General features: G+C 49.9%; 18 protein-coding genes. 14 read left to right on the top strand and 4 right to left on the bottom strand.

What is annotated here, in order from left to right:
* Nucleotide 1: 1 nt before the first annotated feature.
* Nucleotides 2-403 (bottom strand): SPI-2 type III secretion system protein SpiC, encoded by a 402-nt coding sequence (gene spiC, locus ACLJTG_RS01305; RefSeq protein ID WP_001738217.1) that lies wholly within the window; start codon nucleotides 401-403, stop codon nucleotides 2-4.
* 400 nt (nucleotides 404-803) lie between these two features.
* Between spiC and ACLJTG_RS01300 the strand changes: the two genes are divergently transcribed.
* The 4 genes from ACLJTG_RS01300 (at nucleotide 804) to mlrB (ending at nucleotide 6,274) form a co-directional block, all read left to right on the top strand.
* The gene (locus ACLJTG_RS01300; RefSeq protein WP_024155616.1) at nucleotides 804-3,566 is read left to right on the top strand and encodes a two component system sensor kinase; all 2,763 of its coding nucleotides are present in this window, start codon (nucleotides 804-806) and stop codon (nucleotides 3,564-3,566) included.
* A 30-nt stretch (nucleotides 3,567-3,596) separates the two neighbouring features.
* The gene (locus ACLJTG_RS01295) at nucleotides 3,597-4,235 is read left to right on the top strand and encodes a two component system response regulator (RefSeq protein ID WP_000666335.1); all 639 of its coding nucleotides are present in this window, start codon (nucleotides 3,597-3,599) and stop codon (nucleotides 4,233-4,235) included.
* A gap of 178 nt (nucleotides 4,236-4,413) precedes the next feature.
* Entirely contained in the window at nucleotides 4,414-5,142 is a 729-nt protein-coding gene (locus ACLJTG_RS01290) for a MerR family transcriptional regulator (protein ID WP_000122320.1), read from the top strand.
* A gap of 172 nt (nucleotides 5,143-5,314) precedes the next feature.
* Nucleotides 5,315-6,274: a transcriptional regulator MlrB gene (gene mlrB, locus ACLJTG_RS01285; protein WP_001060732.1), complete on the top strand. Its 960-nt coding sequence runs from the start codon at nucleotides 5,315-5,317 to the stop codon at nucleotides 6,272-6,274.
* Between the two features lie 121 nt (nucleotides 6,275-6,395).
* On the opposite strand, the gene fumD is transcribed toward mlrB, so the two are convergent.
* The 3 genes from fumD to ttrS form a co-directional block, all read right to left on the bottom strand.
* Nucleotides 6,396-6,608: a fumarate hydratase FumD gene (gene fumD / locus ACLJTG_RS01280; protein WP_000165779.1), complete on the bottom strand. Its 213-nt coding sequence runs from the start codon at nucleotides 6,606-6,608 to the stop codon at nucleotides 6,396-6,398.
* Between the two features lie 97 nt (nucleotides 6,609-6,705).
* The gene (gene ttrR / locus ACLJTG_RS01275) at nucleotides 6,706-7,326 is read right to left on the bottom strand and encodes a tetrathionate respiration response regulator TtrR (protein WP_000190927.1); all 621 of its coding nucleotides are present in this window, start codon (nucleotides 7,324-7,326) and stop codon (nucleotides 6,706-6,708) included.
* Entirely contained in the window at nucleotides 7,301-9,079 is a 1,779-nt protein-coding gene (ttrS, locus tag ACLJTG_RS01270; RefSeq protein WP_079951488.1) for a tetrathionate respiration histidine kinase TtrS, read from the bottom strand. Before ttrS ends, ttrR begins: the two co-directional genes overlap by 26 nt.
* A gap of 181 nt (nucleotides 9,080-9,260) precedes the next feature.
* Here ttrS and ttrB point away from each other — a divergent pair, with 181 nt between their 5' ends.
* The 10 genes from ttrB (at nucleotide 9,261) to ACLJTG_RS01220 (ending at nucleotide 21,374) form a co-directional block, all read left to right on the top strand.
* Nucleotides 9,261-9,995 (top strand): tetrathionate reductase subunit TtrB, encoded by a 735-nt coding sequence (gene ttrB / locus ACLJTG_RS01265; protein WP_001518945.1) that lies wholly within the window; start codon nucleotides 9,261-9,263, stop codon nucleotides 9,993-9,995.
* Nucleotides 9,996-11,018: a tetrathionate reductase subunit TtrC gene (gene ttrC / locus ACLJTG_RS01260; RefSeq protein ID WP_000149758.1), complete on the top strand. Its 1,023-nt coding sequence runs from the start codon at nucleotides 9,996-9,998 to the stop codon at nucleotides 11,016-11,018.
* A complete protein-coding gene (ttrA, locus tag ACLJTG_RS01255) occupies nucleotides 11,011-14,073 on the top strand; it encodes a tetrathionate reductase subunit TtrA (protein ID WP_023197956.1) in 3,063 nt (1,020 codons plus the stop codon). The genes ttrC and ttrA overlap by 8 nt, the downstream gene beginning before the upstream one ends.
* Before the next feature lie 322 nt (nucleotides 14,074-14,395).
* Nucleotides 14,396-15,622 carry a PfkB family carbohydrate kinase gene (locus ACLJTG_RS01250; RefSeq protein WP_000471809.1) on the top strand — a complete coding sequence of 409 codons (1,227 nt, stop codon included), beginning with the start codon at nucleotides 14,396-14,398 and terminating at the stop codon, nucleotides 15,620-15,622.
* Between the two features lie 11 nt (nucleotides 15,623-15,633).
* A complete protein-coding gene (locus ACLJTG_RS01245) occupies nucleotides 15,634-16,371 on the top strand; it encodes a glutamine amidotransferase (protein WP_000697187.1) in 738 nt (245 codons plus the stop codon).
* A gap of 58 nt (nucleotides 16,372-16,429) precedes the next feature.
* Complete coding sequence (locus tag ACLJTG_RS01240) at nucleotides 16,430-17,323, top strand: proline iminopeptidase-family hydrolase (RefSeq protein ID WP_001000508.1); 894 nt, start codon at nucleotides 16,430-16,432, stop codon at nucleotides 17,321-17,323.
* 21 nt (nucleotides 17,324-17,344) lie between these two features.
* Nucleotides 17,345-18,688, top strand: coding sequence for an APC family permease (locus ACLJTG_RS01235; RefSeq protein WP_000756089.1), 1,344 nt, complete (start codon nucleotides 17,345-17,347; stop codon nucleotides 18,686-18,688).
* A 401-nt stretch (nucleotides 18,689-19,089) separates the two neighbouring features.
* Nucleotides 19,090-20,502, top strand: coding sequence for a pyruvate kinase PykF (gene pykF, locus ACLJTG_RS01230; RefSeq protein WP_000751447.1), 1,413 nt, complete (start codon nucleotides 19,090-19,092; stop codon nucleotides 20,500-20,502).
* A gap of 310 nt (nucleotides 20,503-20,812) precedes the next feature.
* Entirely contained in the window at nucleotides 20,813-21,049 is a 237-nt protein-coding gene (lpp, locus tag ACLJTG_RS01225; protein WP_001082307.1) for a murein lipoprotein Lpp, read from the top strand.
* Nucleotides 21,050-21,131: 82 nt separating this feature from the next.
* Complete coding sequence (locus tag ACLJTG_RS01220) at nucleotides 21,132-21,374, top strand: major outer membrane lipoprotein (RefSeq protein ID WP_023226944.1); 243 nt, start codon at nucleotides 21,132-21,134, stop codon at nucleotides 21,372-21,374.
* The last annotated feature ends 19 nt before the right edge of the window (nucleotides 21,375-21,393 follow it).

The raw sequence follows: 21,393 nt of genomic DNA, 5'->3' as shown, positions 1-21,393 counted from the left end.
TTTATACCCCACCCGAATAAAGTTTATGGTGATTGCGTATTACATTTTTTAAAATGCAAGTTAAAGCCAGGTGTTTTTCTATCTCAATAGCAATAAGCTCAGAGCTACTACTTGTGGTATAATAACCGTTTAACCATCCCCCATCCGCTGTGAGCTGTATAGCATAATCATGGACGTCCGGGTGTGCTGCAAGCAGTAGTGTCACATAGGCAAGACAAGGCTTAGGTAAGCTTTCCAGGTCATTTAAGAACAAAGAAATAGAAAATGCTTCTGAGAAAATTTCTCCTCTGGCAGGATGCCCATCAATAGTCATTATCCAGGATCGGCTATTACCTTCGGCCCTGATATCCTGAATTAATGGAATGCCTTTTAAAACTGCCAGCATGAATCCCTCCTCAGACATAAATGGGAGTTTCTATCAAATTCGCTCACAACCACATCCGTAAAAAGCCTGATTCACATTTATTTCGACTATACTCTTCTTGTACAATATCAGGATGCTGTCTACATATACCTTGTCACAGGCGATTCTATCATTCGGATTTTCCGATAAATTCACAATTACATTTTCAGCATTGACATAAAAACTTACAATTTGAAAAATTATTTATTAAATAAACTGTTACGATGTTTTTACATCGCCATCTTATTAAAAAGTAATTGTAGTCATCGACTGGGTTATATATGAAGAAATTTATCTTCCTAATGATAACACCATCGATTAATCTTCTGATGAAACTATATGTACTGCGATAGTGATCAAGTGCCAAAGATTTTGCAACAGGCAACTGGAGGGAAGCATTATGAATTTGCTCAATCTCAAGAATACGCTGCAAACATCTTTAGTAATCAGGCTAACTTTTTTATTTTTATTAACAACAATAATTATTTGGCTGCTATCTGTGCTTACCGCAGCTTATATATCAATGGTTCAGAAACGGCAGCATATAATAGAGGATTTATCCGTTCTATCCGAGATGAATATTGTACTAAGCAATCAACGGTTTGAAGAAGCTGAACGTGACGCTAAAAATTTAATGTATCAATGCTCATTAGCGACTGAGATTCATCATAACGATATTTTCCCTGAGGTGAGCCGGCATCTATCTGTCGGTCCTTCAAATTGCACGCCGACGCTAAACGGAGAGAAGCACCGTCTCTTTCTGCAGTCCTCTGATATCGATGAAAATAGCTTTCGTCGCGATAGTTTTATTCTTAATCATAAAAATGAGATTTCGTTATTATCTACTGATAACCCTTCAGATTATTCAACTCTACAGCCTTTAACGCGAAAAAGCTTTCCTTTATACCCAACCCATGCCGGGTTTTACTGGAGTGAACCAGAATACATAAACGGCAAAGGATGGCACGCTTCCGTTGCGGTTGCCGATCAGCAAGGCGTATTTTTTGGGGTGACGGTTAAACTTCCCGATCTCATTACTAAGAGCCACCTGCCATTAGATGATAGTATTCGAGTATGGCTGGATCAAAACAACCACTTATTGCCGTTTTCATACATCCCGCAAAAAATACGTACACAGTTAGAAAATGTAACGCTGCATGATGGATGGCAGCAAATTCCCGGATTTCTGATATTACGCACAACCTTGCATGGCCCCGGATGGAGTCTGGTTACGCTGTACCCATACGGTAATCTACATAATCGCATCTTAAAAATTATCCTTCAACAAATCCCCTTTACATTAACAGCATTGGTGTTGATGACGTCGGCTTTTTGCTGGTTACTACATCGCTCACTGGCCAAACCGTTATGGCGTTTTGTCGATGTCATTAATAAAACCGCAACTGCACCGCTGAGCACACGTTTACCAGAACAACGACTGGATGAATTAGATAGTATTGCCGGTGCTTTTAACCAACTGCTTGATACTCTACAAGTCCAATACGACAATCTGGAAAACAAAGTCGCAGATCGCACCCAGGCGCTAAATGAAGCAAAAAAACGCGCTGAGCAAGCTAACAAACGTAAAAGCATTCATCTTACGGTAATAAGTCATGAGTTACGTACTCCGATGAATGGCGTACTTGGTGCGATTGAATTATTACAAACCACCCCTTTAAACATAGAGCAGCAAGGATTAGCTGATACCGCCAGGAATTGTACACTGTCTTTGTTAGCTATTATTAATAATCTGCTGGATTTTTCACGCATCGAGTCTGGTCATTTCACATTACATATGGAAGAAACAGCGTTACTGCCGTTACTGGACCAGGCAATGCAAACCATCCAGGGGCCAGCGCAAAGCAAAAAACTGTCATTACGTACTTTTGTCGGTCAACATGTCCCTCTCTATTTTCATACCGACAGTATCCGTTTACGGCAAATTTTGGTTAATTTACTCGGGAATGCGGTAAAATTTACCGAAACCGGAGGGATACGTCTGACGGTCAAGCGTCATGAGGAACAATTAATATTTCTGGTTAGCGATAGCGGTAAAGGGATTGAAATACAGCAGCAGTCTCAAATCTTTACTGCTTTTTATCAAGCAGACACAAATTCGCAAGGTACAGGAATTGGACTGACTATTGCGTCAAGCCTGGCTAAAATGATGGGCGGTAATCTGACACTAAAAAGTGTCCCCGGGGTTGGAACCTGTGTCTCGCTAGTATTACCCTTACAAGAATACCAGCCGCCTCAACCAATTAAAGGGACACTATCAGCGCCGTTCTGCCTGCATCGCCAACTGGCTTGCTGGGGAATACGCGGCGCCCCCCCCCACCAGCAAAATGCGCTTCTCAACGCAGAGCTTTTGTATTTCCCCGGAAAACTCTACGACCTGGCGCAACAGTTAATATTGCGTACACCAAATATGCCAGTAATAAATAATTTGTTACCCCCCTGGCAGTTGCAGATTCTTTTGGTTGATGATGCCGATATTAATCGGGATATCATCGGCAAAATGCTTGTCAGCCTGGGCCAACACGTCACTATTGCCGCCAGTAGTAACGAGGCTCTGACTTTATCACAACAGCAGCGATTCGATTTAGTACTGATTGACATTAGAATGCCAGAAATAGATGGTATTGAATGTGTACAATTATGGCACGATGAGCCGAATAATTTAGATCCTGACTGCATGTTTGTGGCGCTATCCGCTAGCGTAGCGGCAGAAGATATTCATCGTTGTAAAAAAAATGGGATTCATCATTACATTACAAAACCAGTGACATTGGCTACCTTAGCTCGCTATATCAGTATTGCCGCAGAATACCAACTTTTACGAAATATAGAGCTACAGGAGCAGGATCCGAGTCGCTGCTCAGCGCTACTGGCGACAGATGATGTGGTCATTAATAGCAAGATTTTCCAATCACTGGACCTCTTGCTGGCTGATATTGAAAATGCCGTATCGGCTGGAAAAAAAATTGATCAGTTAATTCACACATTAAAAGGCTGTTTAGGTCAAATAGGGCAGACTGAATTGGTATGCTATGTCATAGACATTGAGAATCGCGTAAAAATGGGGAAAATCATCACGCTGGAGGAACTAACCGACTTACGCCAGAAAATACGTATGATCTTCAAAAACTACACCATTACTTAATATTATCTTAATTTTCGCGAGGGCAGCAAAATGAAAGAATATAAGATCTTATTAGTAGACGATCATGAAATCATCATTAACGGCATTATGAATGCCTTATTACCCTGGCCTCATTTTAAAATTGTAGAGCATGTTAAAAATGGTCTTGAGGTTTATAATGCCTGTTGCGCATACGAGCCTGACATACTTATCCTTGATCTCAGCTTACCTGGCATCAATGGCCTGGATATCATTCCTCAATTACATCAGCGTTGGCCAGCAATGAATATTCTGGTTTACACAGCATACCAACAAGAGTATATGACCATTAAAACTTTAGCCGCAGGTGCTAATGGCTATGTTTTAAAAAGCAGTAGTCAGCAAGTTCTGTTAGCGGCATTGCAAACAGTAGCAGTAAACAAGCGTTACATTGACCCAACGTTGAATCGGGAAGCTATCCTGGCTGAATTAAACGCTGACACGACCAATCATCAACTGCTTACTTTGCGCGAGCGTCAGGTTCTTAAACTTATTGACGAGGGGTATACCAATCATGGGATCAGCGAAAAGCTACATATCAGTATAAAAACCGTCGAAACACACCGGATGAATATGATGAGAAAGCTACAGGTTCATAAAGTGACAGAGTTACTTAACTGTGCCCGAAGAATGAGGTTAATAGAGTATTAACCAGGGGCGTCCGATGGTATTAAGCATTGGTCATATTTTGATGAGCCTTACGCCACGCAGTATTGCTCATCATCGACAAAATCCATACGGATGCCCTGGTATGCCGCACCATTTATCACTACCTTAGTCTTCATTTGATCATGATATAGTAGAATCCCCTTATTTAACGGGCTTTACCATGTCGTATTCTATCGGCGAATTTGCCAGACTATGCGGTATCAATGCCGCCACGCTAAGGGCATGGCAGCGACGCTATGGTTTATTGAAACCGCAGCGTACTGATGGCGGACATCGCTTATACAGCGATGACGATATTCGACAAGCGCTTAGCATTCTCGACTGGGTGAGAAAAGGCGTACCGATAAGCCAGGTCAAACCCTTACTGTCGCGTCCGGTCATTCGCCTGGGCGATAACTGGATAACGATCCAGGAGACGATGCTCCAACATCTCCACGAAGGGCGAATTGACGCGCTGCGGCAGTTGATTTATGACTGTGGCCGGGAATATCCTCGCGCAGAACTGGTGACCCATTTATTGCGTCCGTTGCGCAGCAAAGTGTCCGCGCACCTTCCCGCCGTGATGACGCTGCGCGAAATACTGGATGGCATCATTATTGCCTACACCTCTTTTTGCCTTGAAGGCGACAGAAAAGCGCCTGGCAACAATGCCTTTATTAGCGGATGGCATCTCTCGGATCACTGTGAAATCTGGCTGGAAGCGTTGACTCGTACCGGACAAGAGCTGCGGCTCAATGTGCTTCCCTCTCCACCAGCCGTGCTGGCGCCCGAGCTGTTCGCCCAGAGAAAATGGTTCCTGGTGACCACCGGAAAGCTCACTGCCGGACAGAAAAAACAGCTTGCCCAGTGGCGCAACGTGGTCGCTTCGCTGGAGGTTATCACACTATAAGCGCTGAAATAGATTTCTTCCCCTCATTCTATCTTATTGATATTTAAGTACATCAAAAAAAATCTCCGCGAAAACTTAGACAAAAAAACAAAGTTGTGTAAGTTTTAAATCAGCGTGAGATAACATTTTGCGCCATTGGCGTCAGTCGTCGTACTTTCAATAAGGGGGAATCATGAATAACAAACCCGTAGTCGGCATTAGCGGATGTCTGACTGGCGCCACGGTACGCTTTGATGGCGGACATAAGCGTATGGATTTTGTCATGAACTCTCTGGCGCCGTGGGTGGACTACAAACCGATCTGCCCGGAGGTGGCGATCGGCCTGCCCGTGCCTCGCCCTGCGCTGCGTCTTATCCAGACGACCTGTGGCGACATTCGGATGCGCTATAGCCATGCCCCGCACGATGACGTCACCGAGCGAATGAATGCCTTTGCCGATCGGTTTCTGCCAACAATAGGCGAACTGGCGGGGTTTATTGTGTGTGCAAAATCGCCCAGTTGCGGAATGGAGCGCGTTCGCCTGTATGATGAAAAGGGTAACAGGGGCCGCAAAGCTGGCACGGGGCTGTTTACCGCTGCGATGATGGACAAATATCCCTGGCTGCCGATAGAGGAAGATGGTCGCCTGCACGATCCGGTACTACGCGAGAACTTCATCGCACGTATCTTCGCGCTACATGAATTAAATGCGCTACGCGCGCAGGGCTTGAGTCGTCACAGTTTGCTCGCGTTTCATAGCCGATACAAACTTCAGCTTCTCGCCCACCACCAGGCCGGCTACCGCGAAATTGGCCCTTTCGTCGCGCGTCTGCATGAGTGGGACGATCTGGATGCCTTCTTTGTCCGATACAGAGAAAAACTGATGGCTATCCTGCGCCACCCCGCTTCACGTAAAAATCACACCAATGTGCTGATGCATATCCAGGGCTATTTTCACCGCGCGTTGAACAGCAGGCAACGCGCGGAATTACGCGAGGTGATTCTCGGCTACCGGGCGGGCCGACTACCTATCCTGGCACCGTTAACGCTGCTGAAGCACTATCTGGCGGAACATCCAGATGACTATCTACGCAGCCAGAATTATTTTGAGCCGTACCCTGATACGTTAGGGCTGCGCTTAGCCATCACCTGATAACCCTGCGCATCGCTAACGGCGGGCAACCAGCCCGCCATGGTGACAATCGCGACGATTCAAAGGCGATGCCCACTAGCATTTCGTCATTGCCAACAGGCCGTTCCCACCATGATACCGGCTATGACCGCGCCAGAGCGTTAATCACGGTTTCCATAGCCTGTTTTTCTAACGCGCTACGTTGGATGCGTTGATTCGCCAGCGCGGTTCTTAACACGCCCGCAATAACAATATATTTAGGCTCCTGCCCCAGATCGCGCATTTCCAGCACGACCTTGCCCACCACCCGGCACATCTCGCGGTACAGTTCGTCATCTTTTGTCGGTTTTGTCATACGTTTTACTCGTCGCCAGCTCAAACCAACAGAATATAACAGTCTTCTCAATTAAACAAAATTTGATGCAAATCAAAGAAATAACGCGGTTTATTATTCATGGCTCATACGTTGTTCGTATTCTGGTCTCTGGCGAGGCCATTTTTTCGAAACGCCTAATCAGTTCCGCCAGGCTACCGGCCTGCATTTTTTCCATGACTCTGGCGCGGTGCACCTCTACGGTACGCACCGCGATATTCATCGCTTCCGCAATTTCACGGTTCATAAATCCTTTTGCCACCAGGCTGGCCAGCTCACGCTCTTTCGGCGTCAACTGCTGGTAACACAGTATAATCTCACGACGCGCCACCGCTGCCGATGAAACCGTCAGCGCACGCTCCAGCGCCGCCTGTAGCGGTTTTACCGATACCGGTTTTTGCAGAAAATCGACGGCGCCGCGTTTCATCTGCTCCACGGCCATCGGTACATCGCCATGCCCGGTAAGAAAAACAACCGCCAGGGTACTTCCGCACTGGCGCAACGCATCATGAACGCCCTGCCCATCCAGTACCGGCATTCGCATATCCAGTAATACGACCCCGGCCTGATACAGACTGGCCTGCGCCAAAAAATCCGCCCCCTGCGTCCAGCATTTTACGTCATATCCCAGACTTTCCAGTAAAAACGCGCACGCGTTAGTGACCGCCGTATCATCATCCAGTAGATGAATTGTCGCCATCCCTGCCCCCATTTTCATGTAAGAAATGTATCGTGACCACCGTTCCCGACAGACCGTCCGGCGCGGTCTGGTTCCTGATGCTGATATCGCCCCGCCCATACCGCACCAGCCGCTGGCAAATCGCCAGCCCTAAGCCCATCCCCTCTTTACGGGTGGTCATAAACGGCTGAAACGCCTGACGTAATAGCGCCTCATCGATTCCCCCGGCGTTATCCTGTAAAACAATACTGATGCCGTTTTCAGTGCGTTCAGCAACGATCCATAAATGGGTGGCGCCCGCCTGAGCCGTATTAAGAATGATATTCGCCAGCACCTGTTCCAGCAGCACTGACGGCAGCGTTACGCGCAGCGCAGCGCTAACCTCGGTATGCAGAGTCACTGTCGGAAATTGTTGCGCCATACGCAACAATTGCCAGACATGATCAATCGCCTCGCGAATGGCTATGGCCTTCCACGCTTCGGTTAGCACCGGGTTGCCCTGCGCCTGGCTGACCCAGTGACGCAGGTTACGCAGAGTATCCGCACCGCGTTGCGCCTGCTGGTCAATCTGCTCCAGCGCCGGCAGCAAGGGATGCTGTTCATCTGCAGCGCGCAGTCGAATCAGGCACCCCTGGGCATAATGTCGAATCGCGGAAAGCGGCTGATTAAGCTCATGGGCAAACCCGGAGGTCATTTCACCCAACACGCTCATTTGCCGGGCGGTTTCCAGCGCCCGCTCATGCTGATGAAGGACTACATTATTACGTTCCAGTTGTTTTCCGCGTCGACGCACCAGCAGCATGACCCAAATATAATTGAGCGTGAGCAACAGGAACGCCAGAATCACGCCACCGACCATTAGCTGGTGCTGGATTAACCAACTTTTGACATCCAGCCACAGTCGGCGCTGCTGAGGGTGCTGACGAACATCACGCAGCAAAGCTTCCACCTGACTGGTCGACGCTGGCGCGCCCCAGTGAAATGACGCGGCGGCGGGCGCGTTGAATAGCGCTCGCGTTACGCGATCCGCCAGCGCATCGCTTACCGCAGGTAGCGCCGCGAACGACCAGTCAGGATATAACGGCGTACTGGTTAAGCAAGGCAGTGGCGTCGGTCGGGAAAGCAGCGCGATAAAGTCCTTTTTATTAATCAATCCTTCCTGATCCATATTTTCTAACAGGCACACTGGCACAATTGCCGCCTGCACCGCTTTTTCGCGCAGCATATAGACTAAGGCATCGCCAGGAAATCCGGTAAAACGAAGATGAAAATCGCGCTCCGGGCGTAAGCCCGCGTCGCTGAGCGCTTTATAGCCTAATAAATAGCCGCCAAACGCCTGAGCATCAATCGCGCCGACTGTCTTACCGATGAGATCATGCGCCGTGGTGATGCCGCTATCGCGCCGGGTCAAAATCACGCTGCCAATAACATTACTCACCGCTTTCCCATCGCGCGTGGAACGCAGGGAAGCTAACCAGCGCAGCGGCGCATGGCTGTTCAGTTGGACAAATTGCGCCGGGTTGGTTATCACAAACTGCACGGTTCCCTGGTTAACGGCTTCCTGCATTTGATGCAGATCCAGCGGCTGGATATGAAAGGTTTCGCCTGGAAGCTGTTGGCTTAATGTCTTTGCCAACGGTTGCCAGTGGCTACGCGTAGACGCCTCGCCGCGCATGGCCAAAATACCGATATTCCACGTCCCTGCCCACGCGCCATGACAAAGTAGCCCTACTGCCGCCAACACCGCCAGGCGCCTTACGGTTTTACCTCTCACCCCAATATCCCTGTCAATTATGTTGTTTTAGATCAACAACAAGCCGGGTATGTGGTTAACCACAATAGAGCACACCCCGTCTCGATTTTTACACTGTAAATCATCAACATTTTTTATTCATTACACATGAACCAACATCGTGACAAATGTTTCATTGTTGGCAATGTGGACGGGAGTCAATATGGACAGCAGTAAACGGCAATTTCTCCAGCAGCTCGGCGTCCTGACCGCTGGCGCCTCGCTGGTTCCGCTGGCTGAAGCGAAATTTCCTTTTTCGCCGGAGCGGCATGAAGGCTCTCCCCGACACCGTTACGCCATGCTTATCGACCTGCGGCGTTGTATCGGCTGTCAGTCCTGTACCGTAAGTTGCACTATTGAAAACCAAACGCCGCAGGGCGCGTTTCGTACGACCGTGAACCAATACCAGGTCCAGCGTGAAGGTAGTCAGGAAGTCACGAATGTGCTATTGCCGCGTCTGTGCAACCATTGCGATAACCCCCCCTGTGTGCCGGTCTGCCCGGTACAAGCCACCTTTCAGCGGGAAGATGGCATTGTGGTGGTGGATAACAAACGCTGCGTCGGCTGCGCCTATTGTGTCCAGGCGTGTCCTTACGACGCCCGATTTATCAATCATGAAACGCAAACTGCCGATAAATGCACGTTTTGCGTCCATCGTCTGGAAGCCGGGCTGTTACCCGCTTGCGTAGAGTCCTGCGTCGGCGGCGCGCGTATTATTGGCGATATCAAAGATCCCCATAGCCGCATCGCCACCCTGCTTCATCAGCATCGCGACGCTATCAAGGTATTAAAGCCGGAAAACGGCACGTCGCCCCATGTTTTCTACCTGGGTCTGGACGACGCCTTTGTCACCCCATTAATGGGCCGTGCGCAGCCCGCGCTTTGGCAGGAGGTCTGAATGACGCATTCACTCATCATTGAAGAAGTGCTGGCTCACCCGCAGGACATTAGTTGGCTGCCGTGGGCGGTACAATATTTCTTTTTTATTGGCATTGCCGCCTGCGCCGCACTGTTTGCCTGTTATCTTCACTGGCGGAAAAAAGACGCCGCAACAGAAGAAAATCGGGCATTACTGATTGCCATTACCTGTGCGATTACCGCACCGCTGGCGCTGACGGCGGATCTGCACCAGACTGCCCGCGTCTGGCATTTCTATGCCTGGCCGACGCCCTGGTCGTGGATGCCCTGGGGAGCGTTGTTCCTGCCGCTGTTTACCGGATTTCTCGCTCTGTGGTTCCTGGCGCAGCAGATTAAACGATTATTCAATAAAAGTTACAACGTCACTAAATGGTTGGCGTTAGCCAGCGCGCTTTGCGCGGTGGGCCTGTTGATTTATACCGGCCGCGAAGTCTCCGTTGTGCTGGCGCGCCCAATCTGGTTTAGCTACGCCTTCCCCGTGGCGATGTTCCTTAGCGCCTTACAGGCGTTCTTCGCGCTGATGATTGTCGCCGCCCGACGCGACTCGGTAAGGCTGCCAAAAATATTGTGGGGACAAATCTGGACGCTGGCGGCGCTGGGGCTGGTTGTGGCCATGTGGGTTAGCGGCGATACGCTTTCCGGCACGGCAATCCGTCAGTGGATTACCGTCGCCCTGTCAGCCAAATATTACGCTGTCGGCTGGCTAGCGCTGTGGGTATTCACGCTGCTGTTCTGTAGCCTGACGCTACGTCATCCGTTATCGCAGCTAAGACGCGTCCTGCTGGTTCTCAGCGCGCTGGCGCTATGTTGGCTGATGCGCTGGACATTGTTGATTCAGGTACAAACCGTCCCCAAGTTCAACGCGCAATTTAACCCTTACTCGTTACCAGGCGGAACGGATGGCTGGCTGGCTATTCTCGGCACCTTCGGCCTGTGGATAGCGCTACTGATTATTATTCGTGAAACGCTGAACGGACTCACCAGGAGATTACAACATGGCTAATTTAACCCGTCGTCAGTGGCTAAAAGTCGGTCTCGCCGTCGGTGGGATGGTCACTTTTGGTCTGAGCTACCGTGATGTGGCGAAACGCGCAATTGATGGCCTGTTAAACGGGACATCCGGCAAGGTAACGCGCGACCGCATCTTTGGCAATGCGTTAATTCCGGAGGCGCAGGCGCAAACGCACTGGCAGCAAAATCCACAACAAACCATCGCCATGACGCAATGCTTCGGCTGTTGGACACAGTGCGGTATCCGCGCCAGGGTAAATGCCGATGGCAAAGTGATACGCATCGCCGGCAATCCCTATCACCCCTTGTCGCAGGAACACCCTATTGACTCGTCCGTCCCTTTTAGCGAAGCCATGGAGCAACTGGCGGGAGAAAGCGGTCTTGACGCCCGCTCAACCGCCTGCGCGCGCGGCGCCACGCTGCTGGAAAGCCTGTACAGTCCGCTACGACTGCTTGAACCGATGAAACGCGTGGGTAAACGCGGCGAAGGGAAATGGCAGCGCATCAGCTTTGAGCAACTTATTGAAGAAGTCGTGGAAGGCGGCGATCTGTTTGGCGAAGGTCATGTGGACGGACTGCGCGCTATTCATGCGCCGGATACGCCAATTGACGCAAAGCACCCCAGTTTCGGGCCCAAAACCAATCAGTTACTGGTCACGAATACCAGCGACGAAGGCCGCGATGCGTTTCTGCGTCGTTTTGCGCTAAATAGCTTCGGCAGCAAGAATTTCGGCGCGCATGGCGCCTACTGTGGACTGGCTTACCGGGCCGGCTCCGGGGCATTGATGGGCGATCTGGATAAAAACCCGCATGTCAAACCCGACTGGGAAAACGTGGAGTTTGCGCTCTTTATGGGCACCTCCCCGGCACAGTCCGGCAATCCGTTTAAACGCCAGGCACGTCAGTTGGCGAGCGCCCGACTGCGTGAGAATTTTCAATACGTCGTGGTTGCCCCCGCCCTCCCCTTATCAACGGTGCTCGCCGATCCTCGCGGTCGCTGGCAACCGGTCATGCCCGGCAGCGATTCGGCGCTGGCAATGGGGATGATCCGCTGGATCATGGATAATGAACGTTATAATGCTGATTATCTGGCGATTCCCGGCGTACAGGCTATGCAGCAGGCCGGCGAGCAAAGTTGGACCAACGCCACGCACCTGGTCATTGCGGATGAACTGCCGACGCTTGCCGGACAACACCTGACGCTGCGCCATCTTACGCCCGATGGCGAAGAGACCCCCGTCGTGCTGAATACCGACGGCGAGTTGGTCGATGCGTCCACTTGCCGACAGGCACGGCTTTTCGTGACGCAGTACGTTACGCTCGCCGACGGCCAACGGGTCACGGTGAAGAGCGGGTTGCAACGCCTGAAAGAGGCGGCAGAAAAGCTCTCGTTGGCGCAATACAGCGAACAGTGCGGCGTGCCGGAAGCGCAAATTATCGCGCTGGCGGAAACCTTTACCAGTCACGGACGTAAAGCTGCGGTCATCAGTCACGGCGGCATGATGGCCGGCAATGGGTTTTATAACGCCTGGTCGGTCATGATGCTTAACGCGCTGATCGGCAACCTCAGCTTGTCCGGCGGCGTCTTTGTCGGCGGCGGCAAATTCAACGGCGTTAGCGACGGGCCCCGCTACAACATGAACAGTTTTGCCGGAAAAGTGAAACCGTCCGGGTTAAGTATTGCCCGTAGCAAAACCGCTTATGAAGCATCGGAAGAATACCGCGACAAAATTGCCGGCGGGCAATCCCCTTATCCAGCCAAAGCGCCGTGGTATCCCTTTGTGGCAGGCCAGCTTACCGAACTGTTGACCTCCGCGCTCGAAGGCTATCCTTATCCGCTTAAAGCCTGGATTTCCAATATGAGCAACCCGTTTTACGGTGTTCCCGGTCTACGCGCCGTGGCGGAAGAAAAGCTAAAAGACCCTCGCCGACTGCCGCTCTTTATCGCGATTGACGCCTTTATGAATGAAACGACGGCGCTGGCGGATTACATTGTGCCGGATACGCACAATTTTGAGAGCTGGGGCTTTACGGCCCCCTGGGGCGGCGTAGCCAGTAAAGCCACTACCGCCCGCTGGCCGGTTGTCGCCCCCGCCACTCACCGAACGGCGGACGGGCAACCTGTCTCAATGGAAGCATTTTGTATTGCGGTAGCAAAACGGCTCCGTCTGCCCGGCTTCGGCGACCGGGCGATAACCGATCCGCAGGGCAATACTTTTCCACTGAACCGGGCGGAAGATTTCTATCTGCGCGTAGCCGCTAATATCGCCTTTATGGGCAAGACGCCGGTCGCGCCGGCAAATCAGGAAGATATTACACTTACCGGCGTCAGCCGCATTCTGCCAGCAATTCAGCACACGCTTAAAGCTGATGAGGTCGGTCGCGTGGCGTTTATCTATTCGCGTGGCGGCCGGTTTGCGCCCGAGGATAGCGGCTATACGGAGCAACGGTTAGGTAACGCGTGGAAAAAGCCCTTACAGATCTGGAATGCAGATGTCGCCGCCCACCGTCACGCCATCACCGGGGAGCGTTTCAGCGGTTGCCCGGTCTGGTATCCGGCGCGTTTGTCAGATGGTCGTGCGATTGACGATCAGTTTCCCATTGGACAGTGGCCGCTGAAACTGATTTCATTTAAATCAAATACCATGTCCAGCTCAACAGCCGTCATCCCGCGCTTACACCATGTGAAGCCAGCAAACCTGGTGGCGCTGAATCCGCAAGACGGCGAGCGTTATGGACTGCAACATGGCGATCGGGTACGGATCATTACGCCGGGCGGTCAGGTCGTGGCGCAAATCAGTTTGTTAAATGGCGTGATGCCAGGCGTCATTGCCATCGAACACGGATATGGCCACCGCGAGATGGGCGCAACGCAGCACTCTCTGGACGGCGTGCCTATGCCGTATGATCCACAAATCAGGGCAGGCATAAATCTTAACGATCTGGGCTTTGCCGATCCGACAAGAACCATTACCAACACCTGGCTCGACTGGGTTTCTGGCGCGGCGGTACGTCAGGGGCTGCCGGCAAAAATCGAGCGTATATAACCCCAGGGCCGGAGAGCGATATCGTCTTATTTCGTCGAGGGTAGCGACTGATAAGCGAACGCTGTCCGGCTGCATATACTCACTGAATCGTGCAAGCCCAACTATTTTACGTTCACCCCGTCATATTACATAGAAAATATATGACAACACTCACAAAACTATTTTCCCCTTCTGTAAGCAATTAATATTTAACACATTGGCTGCGCTTCTGATTATTGACATTCATTTGGGGTTACTTCCGGTTGACCGCATAATCTGTGATTGAATTCACCGCATGACAACATTGCCATAAATACAATTCAACTCACTACCCGGAGGCAATATGTTTAAAGAAGAAAGACGTCATGCCATCATTAATTTACTGATAAAGGATAATAGTGTTAGCGTCAGTAAACTTTCAGACCTTTATAAGGTTAGCCAGGAGACTATTCGTTCCGATCTACGCTATTTCCAGAAATCAGGTATGCTTCAGCGTTGCTATGGCGGAGGGATTTTAAACCGTGACGCGCTGAGTAAGCTTATCACTGAAAATAAGATTGATATCTCCAGCACTATCGCCACGCCAATCCATCAGGATGCAAAACTGCGCCGGGAAAACCCAAAAAAAGCAGGCAAGGTGTGTGTTTTAGGCTCATTCAATATTGATGTTTCAGCAACCGTGCCGTGGTTTCCACAAAGCGGAGAATCCATTCTGGCCAGTCAATTTGGATTCTATCCTGGCGGTAAAGGAGCCAACCAGGCTTTAGCGGCAAACAATGCCGGCGCTGCGGCACATTTTATTTTTAAAGTGGGCAAAGATCAGTTCAGCGCATTTGCTATGAATCATATTATTCAATCAGGCATCACCTCATACAGCGCGTATCAAACAGATAAAGCGCCCACCGGTAGCGCATTGATCTATGTCTCCGCCGTGGATGGCGATAATATTATCGCCATCTACCCTGGCGCCAATATGATGCTCACCACGCAAGAGATTAACGAGCAACACCGTTATATCGCCGAGTCTGACGTTATGTTAATGCAGCTCGAAACGAACATTGAAGCGTTGACTGAATTTATTCGTCTAGGCAAACAAGAAAATAAAATGATCATGCTGAATCCTGCCCCCTATACGAAACAGGTGACGCATTTATTATCTGATATTGACATCATCACGCCGAATGAAACTGAAGCCTCTTTTTTATCCGGCGTAACCATTACTGATATTAATGATGCGAAAAAAGCCGGAAATATTATTCTGCAATCCGGGGTGAAAAAAGTCATCATTACCCTTGGCGCCCGTGGTTCTCTGCTCTGTGAGCACGCCCGCACGTTGTATATTCCTGCATGGAGCGCCGTGGTAAAAGATGCCGCCGGGGCCGGTGACGCTTTTAATGGCGCCTTAGCCGCCGCGCTGGCGCGACAAGCAGATATGGTCGCAGCCATTCAATATGCCTCCGCTTTCGCTTCTCTGGCGGTGGAACAAGTCGGTGCGTCGAGTATGCCTCAGCACTTGCAGGTTTTACATCGAATGCGTACCCAATCTAATAAAGTCATTAACATTAATTAACAGGTGACATAATGAAAATTTTATTTATTGGCGAATCCTGGCACATTCATATGATTCACTCTAAAGGTTTTGATAGCTTTACATCGAGCAAATATGAAGAAGGCGCAGACTATTTATTATCCTGCTTGCGCCAGGGTAATATCGATGTAGACTACATGCCTGCCCATATTGTGCAAACTCGTTTTCCACAAACTGCCGAAGCATTAGCCTGCTATGATGCGATCGTCATCAGTGATATCGGTAGCAATACGTTCCTGCTACAAAACAGAACGTTTTATAATATGGACATTATTCCTGATGCATTACAACTTATCGCCGATTATGTTGCTGAGGGCGGCGGTCTGTTGATGATCGGCGGGTATTTATCCTTTACGGGAATAGAAGCAAAAGCCAATTATAAAAATACGGTTCTGGCGGAGGTATTGCCGGTTGATATGCTGGATGTAGATGACCGCGTAGAACTACCGCAAGGATGTAAAGCAGTAAATACTGCGGTAGAACATGTTATTACCCAGCCATTTAGCGAATGGCCGCCGCTGTTGGGCTATAACAAGCTTATCGCCAAAGAAAATAGTCAAGTCCTTGCTGAAATTAATGGCGATCCACTGTTAGTTATGGGTACTTACCATAAAGGGAAAGTATGTTGCTTTGCCAGTGATTGTTCGCCGCACTGGGGAAGCCCGCAGTTTCTGCAATGGGAACATTACGCCACCTTCTGGTGTAATGTTTTACACACAATAAAAAAATAATATTACCCAGGCGAATATAAATTTCGCCTGCCCTGCCACACACTGAGTCATTAAGAATATGAATGATACTTATCTCTATGGCGAAATGTTTTCTGAAAACATATTGACAAGCTATCGGATTTATGGAGACAGAAAATCATTACTCACGCCGCTCATTATCCTTCATGGCGGCCCTTCTGGCGGCTTTGATTATTTATTAAATTATCGCCGTCTGGCTGATGACGGGCGCATGGTAATATTTTACGATCAATATGGCTGCGGTCGTTCAACGCATTTTCCTCATGCTGACGCGTCTTTCTGGACTATTGCGCGTTATCTCCGTCAATTAACCCAATTAATTCATCACCTGGGTATTGGACACGGGTATTCGATACTGGGACATTCCTGGGGCGGAATGCTTGCCGCAGAGCACGCCTGCTTACAGCCTGCCGGGCTTCGCGGGACGATACTGGCCAGTTCGCCGGCCAGTATCGCCCTGTGGCAACAGGAAGCCATACGGCTCTTTAACGCTCTGACGCCAATGTCCGATGACGATATCAAAAACGTCATTATGCCCGCCGTCATTTATCAAAACCCACCGGAACAGCTGGTCGCTTATTATGCCAGACACGTTTATACCCTCGCGGAAGAAGCCGTTCATGTTCAGCGCTCTAATGCGCAGTTCGCCGCCGACCCTACGGGTTATCACATTTTATGGGGAACCAATGAACTGGCGGCAAATGGCAAACTTGCCGACTGGGATATTACGCCCCATTTGTGCCAGATACGCTGTCCTGTTCTGGTACTACGCGGCGAAAACGATCAGGCAACCGAGCGCGTCGTCTCTCCGCTTCTCTCTCACATTTCAGACTGCCGCGCGGTCACTATTCCCGGCAGCAGCCATAACCCGCATGAAGAAAATATCGCGCCCTGCCTCGCAGCGGTAAGCGCGTTTTTACGCGATCTGGCATAAAAAGCCATTAAGGTATTTATCATGAAAAAAGTCAAAAAATTGTCTCTTACCGATTTAGTGCTTTATGGTCTGGTGTTTATGGTGCCTATCGCGCCAGTCTCTCTTTATGGCGTCGTTTATAATCTTTCGCACGGTATGGTTGCGCTGGTTTATATTATTGGCGCGATCGCGATGTTTTTTACCGCGTACAGCTACTCTACCTTATCGCAACATATCTCCTCGTCGGGTTCGGCCTATGCGTATGCTGGCGTATGCATTAATCCCGCCGTAGGGTTTCTGACCGGATGGATATTACTGCTGGATTATCTTTTGTTCCCTACGCTCGTGGCAGTGCTGGGCGGCGTCGCGGTCCACGCTATTTTACCGCAAATCCCGGTCTGGGTCTGGCCGTTGATTTATGTGGCTATTGGCACCGGAGTCAACTATCTCGGGATACAGCAAACGGCGAAATTCGATAAGTTACTGGTCTTTATTCAACTCGGTATTCTGGCGATTTTCGTGCTACTCATTGTCCGTCTGATGCTGCTGGACAGTAGTCAGATAACGCTTTCCTTCCGGCCTTTTTTCGATTCACAGTGGTTCACCCCAGGGCTCATCGCGACGGCGATTTCGGTGGCTGCGCTGAACTTTCTCGGCTTTGACGCTATCAGTACATTAAGTGAAGAAAGCGAAGGCGGGGGACGCGCCGTCAGTAAAGCAACGCTGTTGGCGTTAGTTTTGGCGACGGTACTGTTTATTATCGTTGTGGCGTTTGCGGCGTTCGCCACCGGTAACGTCGACCGCTTCGCGGAAGGTAATGCGACGAATGAAGCATTTTTCACCATTGCCGGCAACGTTGGCGGTATCTGGCTCAAAGTGGCGTTTTCCATCATTGTGGCGTTTGTGTGCGCCGTCGGCAACATTATTACCGCGCAAACGGCGGTGTCCAGAGTGCTATTTTCAATGGGGCGCGACCGAATGTTGCCCGCCTTCCTCGCTCACGTCCATACCACGCGTAAAACGCCGGATTATGCCATTCTGTTTACCGGCGGCGTCACCCTGCTGCTCAGCTACCTGTTTTCCGGCAAGATTGAATCTATCTCCACGCTGGTGAACTTTGGCGCGCTTTTCGCTTTTTTTGTCGTGAACCTGTGTGTGTTTATCCTGTTCAATTTCCGGATGAAAGCCCAGCGGCGCATTTTCGCCCATGTCATTTCGCCGATCATGGGGATGATCGTCATCGGCTACGTCTGTTTAAACATGAACATTCACGCTCTGATACTCGGAATTAGCTGGGCGGCGATCGGGATAGCGATACTGTGCTATCGAAAAGCACACAACCAAAACATCGCCATCGACCTGGAAGGCAAAAAGTTGCTCGATTGACATTATGCGCAACAACACCCGCTGTTGCGCAACGCCGCCCCTGTTCGGGCGGCGTCATCGCCAGCGACATCGTAAACAGCGTAATAACAAACCGTTGTGGATCTGCACAGATGTCTTTTGAAACAGGGTTTTCATTTTCCTTTTTTGTAAATTTCAGCGTATAATGCGCGCCAATTGTCTCTTGAATGGTTTCAGCGCATTGGACTGTAAAACTCAACGACTAAAATTATCCCCTTCCCGTTGGGCTGAAACGCGAGCACACATTCCTCTGCACGCTCTTTCGATGTCACCTATCCTTAGAGCGAGGCATCATCACTTTAGCAACACAGGCTTAGCTTCCGGGCCGTGCGCGCCCGAAGCCAGATTTCCATATCCTCCTCAACTTAAAGACTAAGACTGTCATGAAAAAGACGAAAATTGTTTGTACTATCGGTCCGAAAACCGAATCCGAAGAGATGTTAAGCAAAATGCTGGACGCGGGCATGAACGTGATGCGTCTGAACTTCTCTCATGGCGATTATGCAGAACACGGTCAGCGTATCCAGAACTTGCGCAACGTGATGAGCAAAACCGGTAAAAAAGCCGCTATTCTGCTTGATACTAAAGGACCAGAAATCCGCACCATTAAACTGGAAGGCGGTAACGACGTTTCGCTGAAAGCGGGTCAAACCTTCACTTTTACCACCGACAAATCCGTGGTCGGTAATAATGAAATCGTTGCCGTCACCTATGAAGGCTTCACCAGCGACCTGAGCGTTGGCAACACCGTCCTGGTTGACGATGGTCTGATCGGTATGGAAGTGACCGCCATCGAAGGCAATAAAGTCATTTGTAAGGTGCTGAACAACGGCGATCTGGGCGAGAACAAAGGCGTTAACCTGCCGGGCGTTTCTATTGCTCTGCCGGCGCTGGCTGAAAAAGACAAACAGGACCTGATCTTCGGTTGCGAACAGGGCGTTGACTTTGTTGCGGCGTCCTTTATCCGTAAACGTTCTGACGTTGTCGAAATTCGCGAGCATCTGAAAGCCCACGGCGGCGAAAACATCCAGATTATCTCTAAGATCGAAAACCAGGAAGGCCTGAACAACTTCGATGAAATTCTCGAAGCTTCCGACGGCATCATGGTTGCGCGTGGCGACCTGGGCGTAGAAATCCCGGTTGAAGAAGTGATTTTTGCGCAGAAAATGATGATCGAAAAATGTATCCGCGCACGTAAAGTCGTGATCACCGCGACTCAGATGCTGGATTCTATGATCAAAAACCCGCGTCCGACCCGCGCAGAAGCAGGCGACGTAGCGAACGCCATCCTCGACGGTACGGATGCGGTTATGCTGTCCGGCGAATCCGCAAAAGGGAAATACCCGCTGGAAGCCGTTTCTATCATGGCGACCATCTGCGAACGTACCGACCGCGTCATGAACAGCCGTCTGGACTACAACAACGACAGCCGTAAACTGCGCATTACGGAAGCGGTATGCCGCGGCGCGGTAGAAACCGCCGAAAAACTGGAAGCGCCGCTGATCGTGGTAGCGACCCAGGGCGGTAAATCCGCTCGCGCCGTGCGCAAATACTTCCCGGACGCCACCATCCTGGCATTGACCACCAATGAAGTGACCGCCCGTCAGTTAGTACTGAGCAAAGGCGTGGTATCGCAGCTGGTGAAAGAAATCAATTCTACTGATGATTTCTACCGTCTGGGCAAAGATGTCGCCCTGCAAAGCGGCCTCGCCCAGAAAGGCGACGTCGTAGTGATGGTCTCCGGCGCGCTGGTTCCAAGCGGCACCACTAACACCGCCTCTGTTCACGTACTGTAATAATTGTTGTGTGAATTAATTTGTTTAAAAAAGCGCCCTTCCGGCGCTTTTTTTATTTAATCGATAGCCACTATTAATAAAAAAATCAAATCGGATTTTACTATCTAATTGCGGATTATCTAAGAAGAATCCGATGGAAGCCCCCTGTTTTCTTTCGGTTTTTTAGGGACTTTCATGCATTTCGATGCTTCTTTGAGCGAACGATCAAAAATAAGTGCATTCCCATCAAAAAAATATTCTCAACATAAAAAAGTTTGTGTAATACTTGTAACGCTACATGGAGATTAACTCAATCTAGAGGGTATTAATAATGAATCGTACTAAACTGGTACTGGGCGCGGTAATCCTGGGTTCTACTCTGCTGGCTGGTTGCTCCAGCAACGCTAAAATCGATCAGCTGTCTTCTGACGTTCAGACTCTGAACGCTAAAGTTGACCAGCTGAGCAACGACGTGAACGCAATGCGTTCCGACGTTCAGGCTGCTAAAGACGACGCAGCTCGCGCTAACCAGCGTCTGGACAACCAGGCTACTAAATACCGTAAGTAATAGTACCTGCGTAATAAAAATGGCGCACATCGTGCGCCATTTTTTTTACCCACATAACCACACAAAGTATAATGTTATTGTTATGAACCGTACTAACCAGCTGATCTTAGGTGCAGTAGTTCTGGGTTCCACGTTACTGGCAGGTTGTTCAAGCAACGCTAAAATCGATCAGTTGTCTTCCGATGTACAGACGCTGAGCGCTAAAGTTGATCAACTGAGTAATGACGTAAATGCAATGCGTTCCGACGTTCAGGCTGCTAAAGACGACGCAGCTCGCGCGAACCAGCGTCTGGACAACAAAGTAGTATCCCACGTCCGTAAGTAATTTGACGCACGATATAAAA

The organism is Salmonella sp. SAL00672, assembly GCF_046552175.1.
Lineage (GTDB): Bacteria > Pseudomonadota > Gammaproteobacteria > Enterobacterales > Enterobacteriaceae > Salmonella > Salmonella enterica.
This window is presented reverse-complemented; position numbering and strand designations above follow the sequence as displayed.

Excerpts from the sequence above, each read along its gene's own strand:
- ACLJTG_RS01290 (WP_000122320.1), top strand. The coding sequence starts at position 4,414 with ATGTCGTATTCTATCGGCGAATTTGCCAGACTATGCGGTATCAATGCC.
- ACLJTG_RS01295 (WP_000666335.1), top strand. The coding sequence starts at position 3,597 with ATGAAAGAATATAAGATCTTATTAGTAGACGATCATGAAATCATCATT.
- ttrB (WP_001518945.1), top strand. The coding sequence starts at position 9,261 with ATGGACAGCAGTAAACGGCAATTTCTCCAGCAGCTCGGCGTCCTGACC.
- ACLJTG_RS01235 (WP_000756089.1), top strand. The coding sequence starts at position 17,345 with ATGAAAAAAGTCAAAAAATTGTCTCTTACCGATTTAGTGCTTTATGGT.
- ttrR (WP_000190927.1), bottom strand. The coding sequence starts at position 7,326 with ATGGCGACAATTCATCTACTGGATGATGATACGGCGGTCACTAACGCG.
- ACLJTG_RS01240 (WP_001000508.1), top strand. The coding sequence starts at position 16,430 with ATGAATGATACTTATCTCTATGGCGAAATGTTTTCTGAAAACATATTG.
- ACLJTG_RS01250 (WP_000471809.1), top strand. The coding sequence starts at position 14,396 with ATGTTTAAAGAAGAAAGACGTCATGCCATCATTAATTTACTGATAAAG.
- ACLJTG_RS01220 (WP_023226944.1), top strand. The coding sequence starts at position 21,132 with ATGAACCGTACTAACCAGCTGATCTTAGGTGCAGTAGTTCTGGGTTCC.
- fumD (WP_000165779.1), bottom strand. The coding sequence starts at position 6,608 with ATGACAAAACCGACAAAAGATGACGAACTGTACCGCGAGATGTGCCGG.
- ACLJTG_RS01300 (WP_024155616.1), top strand. The coding sequence starts at position 804 with ATGAATTTGCTCAATCTCAAGAATACGCTGCAAACATCTTTAGTAATC.
- ACLJTG_RS01245 (WP_000697187.1), top strand. The coding sequence starts at position 15,634 with ATGAAAATTTTATTTATTGGCGAATCCTGGCACATTCATATGATTCAC.
- ttrA (WP_023197956.1), top strand. The coding sequence starts at position 11,011 with ATGGCTAATTTAACCCGTCGTCAGTGGCTAAAAGTCGGTCTCGCCGTC.
- lpp (WP_001082307.1), top strand. The coding sequence starts at position 20,813 with ATGAATCGTACTAAACTGGTACTGGGCGCGGTAATCCTGGGTTCTACT.
- mlrB (WP_001060732.1), top strand. The coding sequence starts at position 5,315 with ATGAATAACAAACCCGTAGTCGGCATTAGCGGATGTCTGACTGGCGCC.
- pykF (WP_000751447.1), top strand. The coding sequence starts at position 19,090 with ATGAAAAAGACGAAAATTGTTTGTACTATCGGTCCGAAAACCGAATCC.
- spiC (WP_001738217.1), bottom strand. The coding sequence starts at position 403 with ATGTCTGAGGAGGGATTCATGCTGGCAGTTTTAAAAGGCATTCCATTA.
- ttrC (WP_000149758.1), top strand. The coding sequence starts at position 9,996 with ATGACGCATTCACTCATCATTGAAGAAGTGCTGGCTCACCCGCAGGAC.